The sequence below is a fragment of the Mucilaginibacter sabulilitoris genome, assembly GCF_034262375.1.
Classification (GTDB): domain Bacteria; phylum Bacteroidota; class Bacteroidia; order Sphingobacteriales; family Sphingobacteriaceae; genus Mucilaginibacter; species Mucilaginibacter sabulilitoris.
Genome location: NZ_CP139558.1, coordinates 3453575 through 3469394, shown reverse-complemented (window position 1 = coordinate 3469394; position 15820 = coordinate 3453575). Strand labels below are relative to the sequence as shown.

14 protein-coding genes are annotated in these 15820 nt (G+C 41.1%); 9 read left to right on the top strand and 5 right to left on the bottom strand.

Translation table 11 applies throughout. From position 1 onward, the window contains the following. The first annotated feature begins 18 nt into the window (after nucleotides 1-18). Together SNE25_RS15180 and SNE25_RS15175 are read left to right on the top strand one after the other, a co-directional pair. The gene (locus tag SNE25_RS15180) at nucleotides 19-912 is read left to right on the top strand and encodes a 3-hydroxyacyl-CoA dehydrogenase family protein (RefSeq protein ID WP_321565952.1); all 894 of its coding nucleotides are present in this window, start codon (nucleotides 19-21) and stop codon (nucleotides 910-912) included. Nucleotides 913-976: 64 nt separating this feature from the next. Continuing rightward, nucleotides 977-1267 carry a hypothetical protein gene (locus SNE25_RS15175; protein WP_321565951.1) on the top strand — a complete coding sequence of 97 codons (291 nt, stop codon included), beginning with the start codon at nucleotides 977-979 and terminating at the stop codon, nucleotides 1265-1267. Between the two features lie 133 nt (nucleotides 1268-1400). On the opposite strand, the gene argS is transcribed toward SNE25_RS15175, so the two are convergent. Next, the gene (gene argS / locus SNE25_RS15170; RefSeq protein ID WP_321565950.1) at nucleotides 1401-3167 is read right to left on the bottom strand and encodes an arginine--tRNA ligase; all 1767 of its coding nucleotides are present in this window, start codon (nucleotides 3165-3167) and stop codon (nucleotides 1401-1403) included. 86 nt (nucleotides 3168-3253) lie between these two features. Here argS and SNE25_RS15165 point away from each other — a divergent pair, with 86 nt between their 5' ends. The 4 genes from SNE25_RS15165 (at nucleotide 3254) to ctlX (ending at nucleotide 6577) form a co-directional block, all read left to right on the top strand. Beyond that, the gene (locus SNE25_RS15165; protein WP_321565949.1) at nucleotides 3254-4696 is read left to right on the top strand and encodes an arginine deiminase family protein; all 1443 of its coding nucleotides are present in this window, start codon (nucleotides 3254-3256) and stop codon (nucleotides 4694-4696) included. Nucleotides 4697-4788: 92 nt separating this feature from the next. Then, entirely contained in the window at nucleotides 4789-5403 is a 615-nt protein-coding gene (locus SNE25_RS15160) for a DUF2975 domain-containing protein (RefSeq protein WP_321565948.1), read from the top strand. Further along, nucleotides 5403-5609: a helix-turn-helix domain-containing protein gene (locus SNE25_RS15155; protein ID WP_321565947.1), complete on the top strand. Its 207-nt coding sequence runs from the start codon at nucleotides 5403-5405 to the stop codon at nucleotides 5607-5609. The genes SNE25_RS15160 and SNE25_RS15155 overlap by 1 nt, the downstream gene beginning before the upstream one ends. A gap of 50 nt (nucleotides 5610-5659) precedes the next feature. After that, nucleotides 5660-6577 (top strand): citrulline utilization hydrolase CtlX, encoded by a 918-nt coding sequence (gene ctlX / locus SNE25_RS15150; RefSeq protein ID WP_321565946.1) that lies wholly within the window; start codon nucleotides 5660-5662, stop codon nucleotides 6575-6577. A gap of 69 nt (nucleotides 6578-6646) precedes the next feature. Here ctlX and SNE25_RS15145 read toward each other — a convergent pair whose 3' ends face one another. Continuing rightward, a complete protein-coding gene (locus SNE25_RS15145) occupies nucleotides 6647-6796 on the bottom strand; it encodes a hypothetical protein (RefSeq protein WP_321565945.1) in 150 nt (49 codons plus the stop codon). 57 nt (nucleotides 6797-6853) lie between these two features. Beyond that, on the bottom strand, nucleotides 6854-7567 hold the full coding sequence (locus tag SNE25_RS15140) for a hypothetical protein (RefSeq protein ID WP_321565944.1): 714 nt from the start codon (nucleotides 7565-7567) through the stop codon (nucleotides 6854-6856). Nucleotides 7568-7851: 284 nt separating this feature from the next. On the opposite strand from SNE25_RS15140, the gene SNE25_RS15135 reads away from it, so the two are divergent. Then, nucleotides 7852-9246: an arginine decarboxylase gene (locus tag SNE25_RS15135; RefSeq protein WP_321565943.1), complete on the top strand. Its 1395-nt coding sequence runs from the start codon at nucleotides 7852-7854 to the stop codon at nucleotides 9244-9246. A 240-nt stretch (nucleotides 9247-9486) separates the two neighbouring features. Here SNE25_RS15135 and SNE25_RS15130 read toward each other — a convergent pair whose 3' ends face one another. Continuing rightward, nucleotides 9487-10020: a hypothetical protein gene (locus SNE25_RS15130; RefSeq protein WP_321565942.1), complete on the bottom strand. Its 534-nt coding sequence runs from the start codon at nucleotides 10018-10020 to the stop codon at nucleotides 9487-9489. Between the two features lie 303 nt (nucleotides 10021-10323). Here SNE25_RS15130 and SNE25_RS15125 point away from each other — a divergent pair, with 303 nt between their 5' ends. Then, nucleotides 10324-11823: a malate:quinone oxidoreductase gene (locus SNE25_RS15125; RefSeq protein WP_321565941.1), complete on the top strand. Its 1500-nt coding sequence runs from the start codon at nucleotides 10324-10326 to the stop codon at nucleotides 11821-11823. 124 nt (nucleotides 11824-11947) lie between these two features. Here SNE25_RS15125 and SNE25_RS15120 read toward each other — a convergent pair whose 3' ends face one another. After that, nucleotides 11948-14551 (bottom strand): M1 family metallopeptidase, encoded by a 2604-nt coding sequence (locus tag SNE25_RS15120; RefSeq protein ID WP_321565940.1) that lies wholly within the window; start codon nucleotides 14549-14551, stop codon nucleotides 11948-11950. Between the two features lie 261 nt (nucleotides 14552-14812). Here SNE25_RS15120 and SNE25_RS15115 point away from each other — a divergent pair, with 261 nt between their 5' ends. Beyond that, nucleotides 14813-15763 carry a glycosyltransferase family 2 protein gene (locus SNE25_RS15115; RefSeq protein ID WP_321565939.1) on the top strand — a complete coding sequence of 317 codons (951 nt, stop codon included), beginning with the start codon at nucleotides 14813-14815 and terminating at the stop codon, nucleotides 15761-15763. Nucleotides 15764-15820 lie beyond the last annotated feature (57 nt).

Here is a 15820-nt window from a genome sequence, read left to right as displayed (position 1 = left end):
CTTAAACACCCGGTTATCATGAAAAATATTACTGTAATTGGTTCAGGCACTATGGGTAATGGCATAGCCCATACCTTTGCACAGCATGGCTTTGAAGTGTCATTGGTTGATATTAGCACAGAAGCGTTAAATAAAGCCGTACAAACCATTACTAATAACCTGGACCGACAGTTAAAAAAAGGAACTATTGATGAGCAGATAAAAACCGAAACCCTCGATCGCATTACAACATTTACAGATCTGGCGCAAGGCGCTGTCAATGCCGATCTGGTAATTGAAGCCGCCACCGAAAACCGGGATATCAAGCTAAAACTGTTTAAACAGCTCAGCGACATTTGTGGCGATGACGTTATCCTGGCATCCAACACATCGTCAATATCCATTACGCAGATTGCCGCGGTAACAAAAAATCCGGGTAATGTTATCGGTATGCATTTTATGAACCCTGTGCCGGTAATGAAGCTGGTGGAAGTAATAAGGGGCTATGCTACTACCGATGAAGTGACAGTCACCATTATGGAGCTTTCTAAAACATTAGAAAAAGAACCCGTTGAAGTGAATGATTATCCGGGTTTTGTAGCTAATCGTATTTTAATGCCGATGATCAATGAGGCCATTTATACCTTATACGAAGGGGTTGCCGGTGTTGAAGAAATTGATACCGTAATGAAGTTGGGTATGGCACATCCGATGGGCCCATTGCAACTGGCCGATTTTATAGGGCTTGATGTTTGCCTGGCTATATTAAAAGTGCTGTATGATGGCTTTGGCAACCAAAAATATGCGCCGTGCCCTTTATTGGTAAATATGGTGACCGCTGGCCACACGGGAGTAAAATCAGGGAGTGGCTTTTACAAGTACACACCAGGTAATAAAGAGCTTATTGTAGCGGATAAATTTGCTGGTAAATAATTAAACTTTTTAAGCTGACCGCTGTCAAAATTCTGTAGTATTTAATAAAATAAACATTTTACAGATGAAAAAGATAGCGAAAATAGGATTATTACTGGCCTTAACAGGCACCTTATTCACCTCCTGCGCTGCTGACTATTATGTTGCCGAACGTCCTGCCGAACCCGTATATGTACGTCCCGTGGCTCCGTATGCCGGGGCCTATTGGGTACCCGGTGAATGGGCATGGCGCGGCAATAGATATGTTTACATAAATGGCTACTATGCCCGCCCGCGTCCGGGTCGTGTTTACGTTCAGGGATACTGGCATCCTGTGCGCCGTGGCTATGCGTGGCACAGAGGGCATTGGAGATAGAGCCCATAACCCCTAAGGGGAGTTTTTAAAATCTAATTCAACAACAAAGCCCGGCTCTTTCCAGAAACTGGGCTTTGTTGTTTTAATATCTGCACATTTGCAAATCAAAAGTCCCCCTTCAGGGGCTGGGGGCTCACATCCTTTCCGGCACATCAATGCCCAGCAGGTTCATGGCCTTGCTGATCACTTTGGCCGATGATGCCGACAACTGCAACCTGAATTGTTTGGATATTTCATCCTCAGCCTGCAATATTGACTTTTCGTGATAGAATTTATTGTATGCTTTGGCCAGTTCATATACATAATTGGCTATAACTGCCGGACTGTAATCATTTGCTGCCGCACGTATAATATCCGGGAATTGGGTTAACAGCACAATCAGATCACGCTCAACCGCGGCAAGTTCAGTTATTTCTATGTTATTGTTCACCTGGTAATCAGCCCTGCTTAGTACCGATTTAATACGGGCATGGGTATATTGAATGAACGGTCCGGTATGTCCCTGAAAATCAACCGACTCATTAGGGTCAAACAACAGGCGTTTCTTGGGATCAACTTTCAGCAGGAAATATTTAAGCGCACCCATACCTATAGTATGGTAAAGTTGCAATTTATATTCTTCGCTAAAATTATCAACCTTGCCCATGGCCTCAGTTTGTTCTTTAGCAGTTGCGTTCATCTCTTCCATCAAATCATCGGCATCTACAACCGTACCCTCGCGCGATTTCATTTTACCCGATGGCAAATCAACCATGCCATATGATAAATGGAACAAACCATCGGCACCAGCCTTGCCCAGCTTCCGCAGTATCAGGAAAAGCACTTTAAAGTGATAATCCTGCTCGTTACCTACCACATAAATGGATTTATCCATGTGATAGTCGTTATATTTTAGCTGGGCGGTACCCATATCCTGGGTGATATAAACTGATGTACCATCTGACCTTAGCACCAGTTTTTCATCAAGTCCGTCGGCTGTAAGGTCAATCCATACGGAACCATCCGGCTTTTTGAAAAACACGCCTTTCTCAAGGCCTTCTTCTATGATGTCTTTCCCTAAAAGATAGGTATTTGACTCGTAGTAGTATTTATCAAAATCAACGCCTAACTGCTTATAAGTTTCGGCGAAACCTGCATAAACCCACTCGTTCATGGTTTTCCACAAGCCAATCACTTCTGCATCACCGGCTTCCCACTTTTGCAGCATTTGCTGTGCCTCTTTTATAACGGGAGCATTCTTTTTAGCTTCTTCCTCACTTTGACCTTCGACTTTGAGTTCATCAATCTGCGTTTTATAAGCTTTATCAAACAGTACATAATACTTACCTACCAAATGATCGCCTTTTAAGCCCGATGACGCAGGCGTTTCGCCATTACCAAACATTTGCCAGGCCAACATAGATTTGCAGATGTGTATACCGCGGTCATTAACCAAATTGGCTTTCACTACCTCATAACCAGCAGCATCCAATATTTGTGCAACGGAATAACCTAACAGGTTGTTGCGGATATGCCCGAGGTGCAACGGCTTATTGGTATTTGGTGATGAATATTCTACCATCACTTTTTGCCCATTTGGTTTTGCTACTGCAAAATTATCAGGCAGTACAACGTTATATAATTGACTGATCCAGTATTCGTCGCTTATAGAGATATTGAGAAAACCCTTTATCACATTAAATGAGGCTATCTCTTTCAATTCATTTTTCAGGAACTCCCCTATTTCGGTACCGGTTTGTTCCGGCCCTTTGCGCGAGAACTTGGTGAACGGAAAGGTTACTATGGTAATTTGCCCTTCAAATTCTTTCCGGGTTTCCTGTAAACTTATAGCGGCTGGGGCTACATCAGTTTGGTACAGATGTTTTATCGCTTTAACAGCCGCATCAATAATAAAATCCATGCGGCAAAATTAATTAAATTGCCAATATCCCGGCTATAATAAAATGTTGATTATTCTGAATAGATTTGTTGTACTTATAACCCCTTATGATATTAACCAACAACGATTTTAAGATAGATGTAACATCCGAAATTGGCAGCTTGCGCAGTCTACTGATCCACAGTCCCGACAGTGGTCTGGGTAAAGTTGTACCTTCAAAAGCCCAGGACTGGCTTTTTGAAGATATTGTACACCTGGATACCATGCGTAAAAACGAGTATGATTATTACGTAAAACTCCTGCTCTATTTTTTAGATCCTGATAAAATAAAGGGCAAATTACAGCAGATAGATGATGATGCCGACCGCTTGTTTTTTAAACCTGATAATATAGCCTTTCATTCCTCTAACAAGGTAATTGAGATACAAACTCTGCTGGCCGATATTTTACAGCAGTATGATATCCGCGAAAAACTGACAGCCTCAGTTTGCGCTATTGAAAGCTGCAACTACCGCTTGCAGGAACAACTCATTAATACCGACCCGGTTGAACTGGCTAAAATATTCATATCAGGGTCCTTAAATAATGAGGAAATGATATTTGCCCCTATACCAAACCTTATTTTTTCGAGGGACATTGGCATTGCGGTGAACAACCACATGCTGCTCAACAAACCTGCTAAAAAGGCCCGTTTCCGCGAAACCCTACTGGCCCGGTACATATTTTTCAACCACCCATTGTTCGCTGCGTACAGCAATAATATACTCGAAATACCCGAAACCGCTCAGCATTTTTTACGCCCGGGCGAAGACAGTCTGGAAAAAACGACGCTGGAAGGCGGCGACGTAATGATGGTGAGTCCGCAGCATTTAATTATAGGTTGCAGTGAACGTACCTCTATCAGCGGTGCAAATGAAGCTATTAAATTATTGTTTGATAACGATGTGGTAAAAAAAGTAACTGTTGTAAAAATTCCGCATAAGCGCGATTACATGCACATCGATACTGTGTTTACACAAGTGAAACGTGATACCTGGGTACTACTGCGCTCATTGGCTGTAGGTGAAGCACCACTGGAAGAACAGGAGCCTATATCGTGGTTCGCTGATAAAAAACAAAAAGACAGGGCCGAAATTGTGCAGTTTGAGAAAGATAAAAAGCCCCGTCTGTTTGGCTGTATTGAGGACCTCCTGGCCGATATCAGCGAGAATGATCTGCAAAGCAAAACCAAAACGAAATTCATTTATTCGGGTAATAGCACCTTCCCCTTTGATGCACGCGAACAATGGACAGACTCCTGTAATCTGCTGGCTATAAAAGAGGGTGTTGTTTTGGGTTACGACCGCAACGATAAAACGGTAGAGGCCTTTAAACAAAACGGCTTTGCTATCATCAGGGTGAACGAATTGCTTCAGAAATTTGAAACCGGCGAGCTTGATCCGCAAGAAATGACCGATACCTTAATTTTAATGCCTTCGGCAGAACTTTCAAGGGCCCGTGGTGGTTTTCATTGTATGAGCATGCCGCTATTGAGAGAAAAGGTTGTATAGCATAAAACAAAAAATATTTTATGTAAAACATAAAATATTTTTTGTTTTATGCCTGATATATATTTATGTTTGTATTACTAAACAATACAGACATGAAAACTAATTCGAAATGGCTTTTAAACACTGTGAGGGTTATACTGAGCATATTGTGGTATGTTAACATCGTTTTAATAATCATCGCTTTCTCTCTGTTAACATGGAAATTTATTACAGCCGATGCTGTTGATTTTAGCACGCCTGTTAAATATCCCACTCATCCGGAGGTTATTAAACTCGTTCCGTTAATACCTGATACAGGTCCTGTTACTGTACAAAGCGACCAGGGTATGCTGAAAATGCAGGTGAGAAATACAGTTGGCCAAATAGTTACCGCCTATTTCTTTCTTATATTATTTGAGGTATTAGTTATGATTATCGTATACCAGCTACGTAAGTTTTTTGAAAGTATAAAACAAGATATGCCGTTTAAATATGATAATATCAAAAGGCTGCGCATAACGGCTCTGTGCTTCGCCTCCTTAACGCTGCTACATATTTTGCAGGGCATAAGTACTTCAATATTATTAAGGAGCTACGTTAAAGATTACGGGCAGATGGTATGGTCGGAAAGTTTTACAGGCCTGATTTTGGGTGCTGTGATTTATATTATGGCTGATATATTTAGGTATGGTTTTGAACTTCAAAAAGAAAATGGAGAGTTTGTATAATGGCTATCATAGTAAACCTTGATGTAGAAATGGCGAAAAACAAGATGTCATTAAAAGAACTTGCCGAACGTCTGGATATCAGCATGACCAATCTTTCGCTGCTCAAAACTGGCAAAGTAAAGGGAGTACGATTTGACACGCTCGAAGCGCTTTGCCGTGAATTGAAGTGTAAACCCGGCGATATATTAGATTACAAAGCAGACTGACAACAAATTACAATTATTGCTGTTACAATCTAAAAATTACATATTGCACTATGCAATCAACCAATAGCATATTAATGATACGGCCGGTAAGTTTCGGGTTTAACGAGCAAACTGCAGATAGTAACGCGTTTCAGAACCGCGATGCCGACCAGCAAGCCGTTCAGGATAAGGCACTGGCCGAGTTTAACGGTTTTGTGAATACTTTAAAAGAAAATGGTGTAAGTGTTACCGTAATTGATGATACACCGCAGCCGCATACCCCCGACTCTATTTTCCCTAACAACTGGGTATCATTCCATGCCGATGGTAATGTTTTCCTGTATCCCATGCAGGCCGAGAACCGCAGGCTGGAACGCCGCGAGGATATCATCAGCAAGCTGGAAGATAGTTTTAAAGTTGCCCATGTAATTGACCTGAGCCGCTTTGAAGCAGAAAATAAGTTCCTGGAAGGCACAGGTAGCATGGTACTCGACAGAGAGAACAAAATAGCCTACGCCGGTCTTTCGCCCCGTACAGATCAGGAAGTACTAAAATTGTTTGGTGAACAGGCCGGTTATAAAATCATCAGTTTTGAAGCTGCCGAAGCCAATGGCAAAGCCATATACCATACCAACGTACTGATGTGTATAGGCAGCGGGTTCGCGGTAATTTGTGCAGATAGTATCCCAAATCCGCATGAAAAGGTAGTGGTTCTGGAGTCGTTAAGATCAACCCGGAAAGAAGTGATCACCATCAGCTTTGATCAGATGAACCGCTTTGCAGGCAATATGCTGGAAGTGAAAAGCAATAAAGGCGAAACCCTGATTGTGATGTCGCAAAATGCTTACCAGGCCCTGGATGAAGAACAGAGATTGGCCCTCCAAAAATACGGCAAACTGGTGTATGCTGATATCAACACCATTGAAACCAATGGCGGCGGCAGCGCCAGGTGCATGATGGCGGAGGTGCATTTGCCGGTGGGGAAATAGATGAAAATGCTCACGATGTTCATGTTCACGCCCCGGTGAACAGCGTGAACATTCATGAACATTTGATAATCAAACATTTAAGTTTAGTAATTCCTCTGCTTGAAGCTTACTAAGTTCTTTGTCGAAAACATCTTTTGTTCGATAAGAGATCCAACCATTAATAAAGCCAACTATAATTGGTGCTATTGCTAACCAACCCGTTAACCAAATATTATTCATGATAAGAATTTAGGTAAGCAATTTAATAAAAATGCTTCGAAGTTACTATGTTATTACTTATACTCCATTCCTAACTTCTGGTCTGGGCAACATCTTAGGTTCAAAATGTTTCCTTGTTTTAATAACTTTAGATTCTACGATTTTTATTTCGGTTTCAGATAACTGAAACTTCAACAACTTATCCTGAATTCTCTGTATATTAAAGTACCATCCTAAAGACCCAAGTATAAATAAAACTATTCCAGAAGTAAGTAAAAATTGGAATGAGCTGTTATCATCTTTCTTCACGTCATTATAATAGGCAATTTCCTTTTTATGTTTTTTATCAATTGCATCCATTCTAATATATAATAACTCTCTAATATAAAAACTTGATGCCACTCCTTGTTTTGATATTACGTAATCGGGAGATTTAATTCTTTTCAAAAGTCCATGAAAATACATGTCTATGTCCTCTATTTTAGATAAAGTATCTATTACTTTTTTATGATTTAATTCGTCAGCTATTATTAAAAAGTCATTTTCATCCATCAAGCCACTGTTTGTAAAATTTTTGAGTTCTGTCGAATCTATATATTTCAGAACTTTAACAAACGCTTTTTTTTGCACTTCGTCCACTTCAGATATCGAATCAATCGAAAATATAGGCTGTGTTTTATTGTATCTGTTTAAATGGGTATCTCTGAAATAAAAAGCAAAAACGATTAAAGCCAAGCCAAACATAAAGGCAAATTTATACAAGCTATCGGTAGGAAATGGCAGGTTAAACATAGGGGTAAGGATTTGATTTATAAATAAATATAAATAAAAAAGGCATCTTTAAGGATGCCTCTAAATTATATTGCGTAATAATTACTAAGAGTATGTATAAGCAATCCAATCTTAGAATACTGTTCCTGCGCCCCCTGTCAGCATAACAGCAAGGCTGTATCTCCTTAACTTAAACCCACCTCGCTAACCCTCCACAAATAAATTACATTCAGACTATAAATTTTATCCCAACATTTGGCCATTAATTCCGTTTAAAAATTACATTTTTGCCAAAATTTTAAAGCATGCAGAGTTACCAGGAATTTCTTGATTTAAGTGTAGGTTTTCCGCAGGATGGTTTTGAGATCATCGACGACGAACTATATTTTCAGGATCTTAATTTAATGGAGATGATTGAAACGTACGGCACTCCCCTGCGCTTCACTTATTTACCCATGATAACCAAGAAGATACAGCAGGCCAAGCTGTTATTTCAGCAGGCTATTATCAAAAACAATTATCGCGGCAGCTATAAATATTGTTACTGTACCAAAAGCTCGCATTTCAGGCATATTGTTGAAGAGGCGCTCCGTAACGAGATCCATCTCGAAACATCATCGGCATTTGATATGCCCATGATTGACGCCCTGGAGAAAAAGGGTGCTGTTAACAAAGATATTACGGTAATTTGCAACGGTTTTAAAACGTTCCAGTATAAAACCTATATTATTGACATGCTGCATGATGGCTTTAAAAACATCATCCCTGTATTGGACAATAAAGAGGAGTTTAACCTGTACGATGATGAGATTGAGATGGATACCCCATGCAACCTTGGTATCCGTATAGCAGCAGAAGAGCAGCCCGATTCGCAATTCTATACCTCGCGTTTAGGTGTGCGTATGGAAGATGTTATTGATTTCTATCATAACAAGATAGAAGAGAACCCTAACTTCCAGGTAAAACTATTACACTTCTTTATCAACTCCGGTATATCCGATACCCCATATTACTGGAACGAACTGGAGAAATATGTAACGCTTTACTGTAAATTTAAAAAGGTAAACCCGGCTTTGGATACGCTTGATATTGGTGGTGGTATGCCGTTTAAAGATTCGTTGGTTTTTGATTTTGATTATGAGTACATGATCAATGAAATTGTAAGTCGGATTAAAGAGATCTGCGCCGAACACGATACCATTGAACCGGATATTATTACCGAATTTGGTAAATATACCGTTGCTGAGGCTTCAGGCATTTTATACAAGGTTTTGGGCCGCAAGCAACAAAATGACCGTGAAAGATGGCTGATGCTTGATGGTTCATTTATCACCAACCTGCCCGATGTTTGGGCACTGAACCAAAAATACATTCTGTTACCGGTTAATAACTGGGATTCGGAATACGAGCGTGTAAACCTGGGCGGCATTACCTGCGACGGGCAGGACTATTACAACCAGGAAGCACACATGAACAGCGTATTTATGCCTAAAACCCGTAAGGTTCAATACCTGGGCTTTTTTAATACAGGAGCTTATCAGGAAGTATTGAGCGGCTACGGGGGTATCCACCACTGTTTACTGCCATCTCCCAAACACGTGATCATCCGCCGCAACCGCGATGAGACATTCAACTTTGAAGTATTCGGTGAGGAGCAAAACAGCAAGCAGGTTCTGAAAATCCTGGGCTATACTACTTAACAGTTTGCAGTGGGCGGTTTGCAGTTATCTGCAGGCAGTTTGCATTTTAAATATTGATAGCGATGGGTTAAACTCACCGCTATTTTTTTGACCGTTGATTGAGGGTGATTGATTGATTTCGTTGATTTTGTCGGAACCTTGATTCACAGGATTAAGGGATCACAGGATTTTGATTAACTTGTTTCCCAATTTTATTATTCACTATTCACTACTCACTACTCACTACTCACCACTCACCACTCACTTCGCTGATGCTACACCCCAATAGCAGCTGTTCCTGATCTTTTTAAGTATTTCGGGTGTTACGCTTGATACTTCCCGCTGGTATTTATTTTGAGAATCAAGCAAATACATGGAGCCACTCTGGTTATTATAAAGGTATGAGCACAGCTTTTTTTCTTCGCCATTGTTATTTTCCCTCACATCCACCTTTAAACCATTGGTTGTGGTAGTGCCATCAGCAGGTTCGGCCGGGGCCGAAGCTTTGATCCAGTTAACTGTATAGGTTATGTCTTGCGGCGATACCGATGCTGTGTTTTCTTTATAGCTTTTGCTGGTTTGTATTACCTGTAACAGGCATTTTACACAGGGGTCCGCAACGGTAGCCATACCATAATTTTTTCTCGGATTGTTGATCACGCTGTCTTTTTTTCCGGCTACTTGCACAGCAGTTTTTGAAATATCATTTGATACCGGCTTTGGTTTGGACTGATCACAGGCAAACAAGGTTATGCTTATAATGCCAATGCAGGCACAAAGTTTCAATATATTCATGGCAGGTTTATACTAATTATATTCTTACTATACAGTATTGACTGCTTTTTGTGTTAAATATGATCAATTTGGGTTTCATGAGGGGAAAAATCACGATTGTTTAAATTTAAACATGGTTTTTATTGCAATTAGAGGACAGGAAAAGACAGCTTTTTCTATAAAATTTCTTAAAATTGCCTGATTTAATTTTCCCCGCTGTAAAACAATCCGGCAGGACTTAATCATCATAACAATTTTTCCAAAATCAGGTTATACCTGATATAATTTAATTTGCACATCCCCCTTACGGGATACTATAAAAAGATGGCTAATAGCGATAAAGTTTCAGGAACAACGGTTGATGTAGTTTTAATTGGTGCCGGTATTATGAGCGCCACGCTTGGGGTAATGCTTAAGGAATTGCAACCTGATTTAACCATTGAAATTTTTGAACGACTTGATGTTATTGCCGCCGAAAGCTCGGCCCCGATGAATAATGCGGGTACTGGTCACTCGGCCTTTTGCGAATTAAATTATACGCCCGAGCTTCCGGATGGTACGGTTGAAATAAAAAAAGCGATAAAAATTGCCGAGCAGTTTGAAATATCAAAAGAATTCTGGTCATACCTTATCGACCAAAAATACATACCATCGGCACAAAGTTTTATCCGCAAGGTGCCGCACATGAGCTTTGTTTGGGGTGCCGAAAATGTAAATTACTTAAAAAAACGCCAGCAAGCACTTACCAAACATCACTTTTTCAAAGGGATGGAATACTCTGAAGACCGTGCGCAACTGCAGCAGTGGATACCGTTAGTAATGGAAGGCCGTGATGAGAACGAAAAAGTTTCGGCTACGTTTATGGATCTGGGTACCGATGTAAACTTTGGCAGTTTAACCAGCAGTTTGCTCAGTCAATTAAAACAAAAAAACGGTGTAAACCTGCACATCAACCACGATGTAACCAACCTGAAACGCAACAATGATAATAGCTGGCTGGTAACCGTTAAGGATAAAGCTTCCGGCCAAAAAAGAAAGTTAAACGCCAAATTTGTTTTTGTTGGTGCTGGTGGCGGCGCTTTACACCTTTTGCAAAAATCGGGCATTCCGGAAAGCAAGGGCTTTGGCGGTTTCCCGGTAAGCGGGCAATGGCTGGTATGCAACAACCCCGATGTTATTAAACGTCATGAAGCTAAAGTTTATGGCAAGGCCTCGGTAGGATCTCCTCCAATGTCGGTTCCGCATTTGGACACCCGCATGATCAATGGTAAAAGGGAATTACTTTTTGGCCCTTATGCCGGTTTCTCTACCCGTTTCCTGAAAAAAGGTTCATTACTTGACCTCTTTTGCTCCATTAAGCTTAACAACATATTACCATTATTGGCCGTAGGACGCGACAACTGGCCGCTAACCAAATATCTTATCAGCCAGGTAATGCAATCGCCTACCGACCGTTTAAAGGCACTACAAGAGTATATGCCAACAGCAAAAGCAAGTGAATGGGATTTGGACATTGCCGGCCAGCGTGTACAGGTTATAAAAAAAGACGCCAAACATGGTGGTGTGCTTGAATTTGGTACTGAAGTAGTAACCTCATCCGATGGTAGCATATCTGCATTGCTGGGAGCTTCGCCGGGCGCATCAACATCTGTTCCTATCATGATCCACCTGATTGAACGCTGTTTCAAAAACCATATAAAATCAACCAACTGGCAGGAAAAATTAAAGCAGATGATACCATCATACGGACAGTCATTATCCAATGATGCGGCATTAAGCGAAGCTACAAGAGCCAGGACAAGCGAGGCGTTGGGACTGGTGTAACCTCTCCTAAGTCATCCCGAATTTATTTCGGGATCTCATTAGCAAAGTACTAAGCTTAAACAATGCTGACTTTGCAAGTGGGATACTGAAACAAGTTCAGCATGACGCTATTGGTTGTAAGGTCCTACTGAAATGCCCCAGCCGTCATATTACTATTCACAGCCGTTTCTTTAACTTTAAACTCGGCCGCTTGCCCAAGTAACGTTGTTTTAATTGAAAAAGGAATTTTAATACCGCCGTTTATACCTTCATAATCACTCCATTCATTTACCGAATTTATTGGCCCTTCTATTACCTGTTTTACCTTCAATCCGTTTTTCTGGTTATAAAAGTTCTTTACTACAGCTCCATCGGCTACATTAACGTCAATTTCATAAGCAAGGTCGCCATTAACAATTTTAAGCGTTGAGTCGAGTTGCATGGGGTAGCCATTTTTTTCATAGTCGAGCTCCGGAAATGGCTTGCTTCTTATTTTTAGTAATCTCTTACTTACATCATCTAAAGGCAGTTCACGGTTAAGCTGCTGGGCACTTACATTATCTCCATTTACCAAAATATGGTTCACTACAAGGTTGTTATAAGAAGGAACTGATACTTGTTGAAAATACATATCCGGCACCCTGTAACGCGTAACCATTTGCACTTCCGAACCTTGTATCACACCTGTCGATGATACTTGCAGGTCTTTTATATTTTTTAGTTTTTCGGCGCCGCCAATAGCGTCAATGTAAGTTTTTATTACGCCAGCAGTTGTCGTACCCGCAGGTATTGGCAAACCGCTGAATGAATTATTTTCCGGATTTATATCGGGTAAAAGGTGATCGGGATCAATAGTAGCCGAAACAATACGCGAGGTAGATTTATAAGGAAAAGTCCATACTCCTCCCCGTTGCCATATTTCGACAGGAAGTTTAACAGTAGCGATCTTACCATTTTCTTCTTTAATGAGAACAGTTACTGGCAACGCCATTTCTTCCAGGTTTTCGAGGGTAATAAGCGCACCTTTTGAGGCATCGCCATTAGGGTAATTTATCCCCCTCACCCCCTGATCTAATTTCCAGTCGGTAAAAAACCACTCGTTCCAAAACCAGCTCAGGTCTTCTCCCGCGGCGTTATCCATAGTATGGAAAAAATCCCAGGGCGTAGGATGTTTAAATGCCCAGCGTTTTATATAGGTTTTAAAGGCATAATCAAACCGCTGTTCGCCCAGGATCTGTTCTCGTAAAATAGTGAGGCCCAAGGCGGGTTTATCATATGCCTCACCTCCCAAAGATTCAGCCTGCAACACATCCGGAATGGTCATTATAGGTTCAGCATCAGGCCCAAATAAAAGGGGAGCTTCCTTTTGCTCGTCCCGTTTTACATAATATTCACCTTTATTAAATGCTTTAGTATCTACACGATTCAAAAATGTGTTAAAGCCTTCATCCATCCAGGCATATTTTCGTTCATTTGATCCCACTATCATCGGGAACCAGTTATGCCCAAACTCATGATTGGTAACTTCCCACAAATCGCCGGCTTTATTTTCCAAACCGCAAAAAACAATACCCGGATATTCCATACCTCCAACTGTACCTGCTACATTGGTAGCTACAGGATAAGTATATTCAAACCACTGATTTGAGTATAATTCAATAGCCCCTTTCACATACTCAGTTGAGCGCCCCCACATCGCATTACCCTTACCCTCAACCGGATAAACAGATTGAGCAAGCGCCTTTTTACCACCCGATAAGTTAATACGGGCCGCATCCCAGATAAAGGCTTTTGAAGCTGCCCAGGATACATCACGCGCATTTTTACACAAAAAATGCCAGGTAAGTGACGGCTTCTTCAGGCGATTATTATTCCACATAATATCTGCCGAATCTTTAATCATCACCGTTTTATCACTCTTACGGGCCTCGGCCAAACGATTTATTGTTGTTGCCGAATACAATTCATTAGGATTAACCAGCTCTCCCGATCCCACAACCAGCATACTGGACGGTGCGGTAATGGTATAATCAAAGTTGCCGTATTCCAGGTAAAATTCGCCTGCCCCAAGGTATGGCAGTGTATTCCACCCGGTCACATCATCATAAACCTCCATACGCGGGTACCATTGTGCCACTTCATATATCCAGCCGTTTTTAGTAAGCAGGCGCCCCATTCGATCGGTTCCGTATTGCGGAATATCAAACCCGTACTCAATTTTTATTTGAAGTTTGCTGCCTCCGGCCTTTAATGAATCTTTAAGCTTTATTTGTAAGCGGGTATCAGTTACTATATAATCAGCTTTTTCAGTTTTACCTTTATTGGTGACGTAAATAGCCTTTATTTCATCGCCTTTGGTATATGATTTATTGCTGAACCGCCCTCCGGTTATCGGGCTGGTAGCTTCTGCTCTTGAATCTTCGCGATAAATATTCTGTTCTACTTGCAACCATAAAAAGCCAAGGGCATCCGGACTGTTATTGGTATAGGTAATCATGGCGGTGCCATCTAACCGGTGTTTTGAAGTATCAAGGGTAACATTTAGCTTATAATCGGCACGATTTTGCCAGTATTTTGCATCCGGCGCTCCCGCGGCATTGCGAAATTCATTGCCTTTTTCGGGGTAAAAAAGCGGACTAAACACCTTATGCTGATCATACTTTGCTCCGGCCTGACCGGCATTTTGAGCATATCCTGTACAAGCAATGATGCACAGCAATATAGCAAGTGTTATCTTATAAAACTTCATGAATATCTTCTTGATTCTTTTATGAACGCCAATATATCAAAATTATGTCTGCACTGATAAGTTATAATGCTCATAATAACATATTTTAACAAATAATACTTCACAATTATTCCATATTTGCAGATTTAAAACAAGATGCATGTTAGCGAAGGTTTTAGAACAGTCCCACAAAAACAGTATGTAAACCATTATCTATTTTTTATATTTTTGCGGATGATTAGGAGCATGCAAAACCACTGTTCCACATCACATTCCTAATAAATGGATATATCAGTAGTAGTACCACTTTACAACGAAATAGAATCATTACCGGAGCTAACCTCATGGATAAGCCGGGTGATGGACGAGCATCGTTTTACCTACGAGATCATTCTTGTTGATGATGGCAGTAAAGATGGTTCATGGGAAATGATCAGGAAGCTGCAGTTGAACAATCCCTTTATTAAAGGCATCAAGTTCAGGCGTAATTATGGTAAATCGGCAGCTTTGAATACCGGATTTGCAGCTGCAAACGGCAATGTGGTTATTACCATGGATGCTGACCTGCAAGACAGCCCCGACGAAATTCCTGAACTTTACCGCCGCGTTACCGAAGAACAATATGACCTCATATCGGGCTGGAAAGCTAAACGGTATGACCCACTGAGCAAAACCATACCTACCAAACTGTTCAATTTTGCCACGCGTAAAATGAGCGGTATTAATAATCTGCATGATTTTAATTGCGGTTTAAAAGCTTACCGAAAAACGGTAGTTAAAAACATTGAGGTTTACGGCGAAATGCACCGCTACATACCCGTACTGGCCAAATGGGCCGGGTTCAGCAAAATTGGCGAACAGGTAGTTGAGCACCGGGCACGTAAGTACGGCAAAACCAAATTTGGTATGAGCCGCTTTGTCAACGGTTTTCTGGATCTTTTATCGATATTTTTTGTTGGCAAGTTTGGTAAGCGGCCCATGCACTTTTTTGGCACTATGGGTACCCTGAGTTTTCTGGCCGGTATGGTGATAGCTATATGGATCATAGCCGATAAACTGTATAACCTGGCTCATGGTATAACGGTACGGCAACCAACCGATAACCCATTGTTTTACATTGCACTGGTAGCCATAATTGTTGGTTCGCAGCTGTTTTTAACCGGCTTTGTTGCCGAACTGGTGTCAAGAAGCGCCAGCGAACGCAATAACTACCAGGTTGAGGAGATTATATAATTTGAGAAACAAGAACCGAGATACAAGAGTCAAGAGAGTGACTTTTATCTTATATCT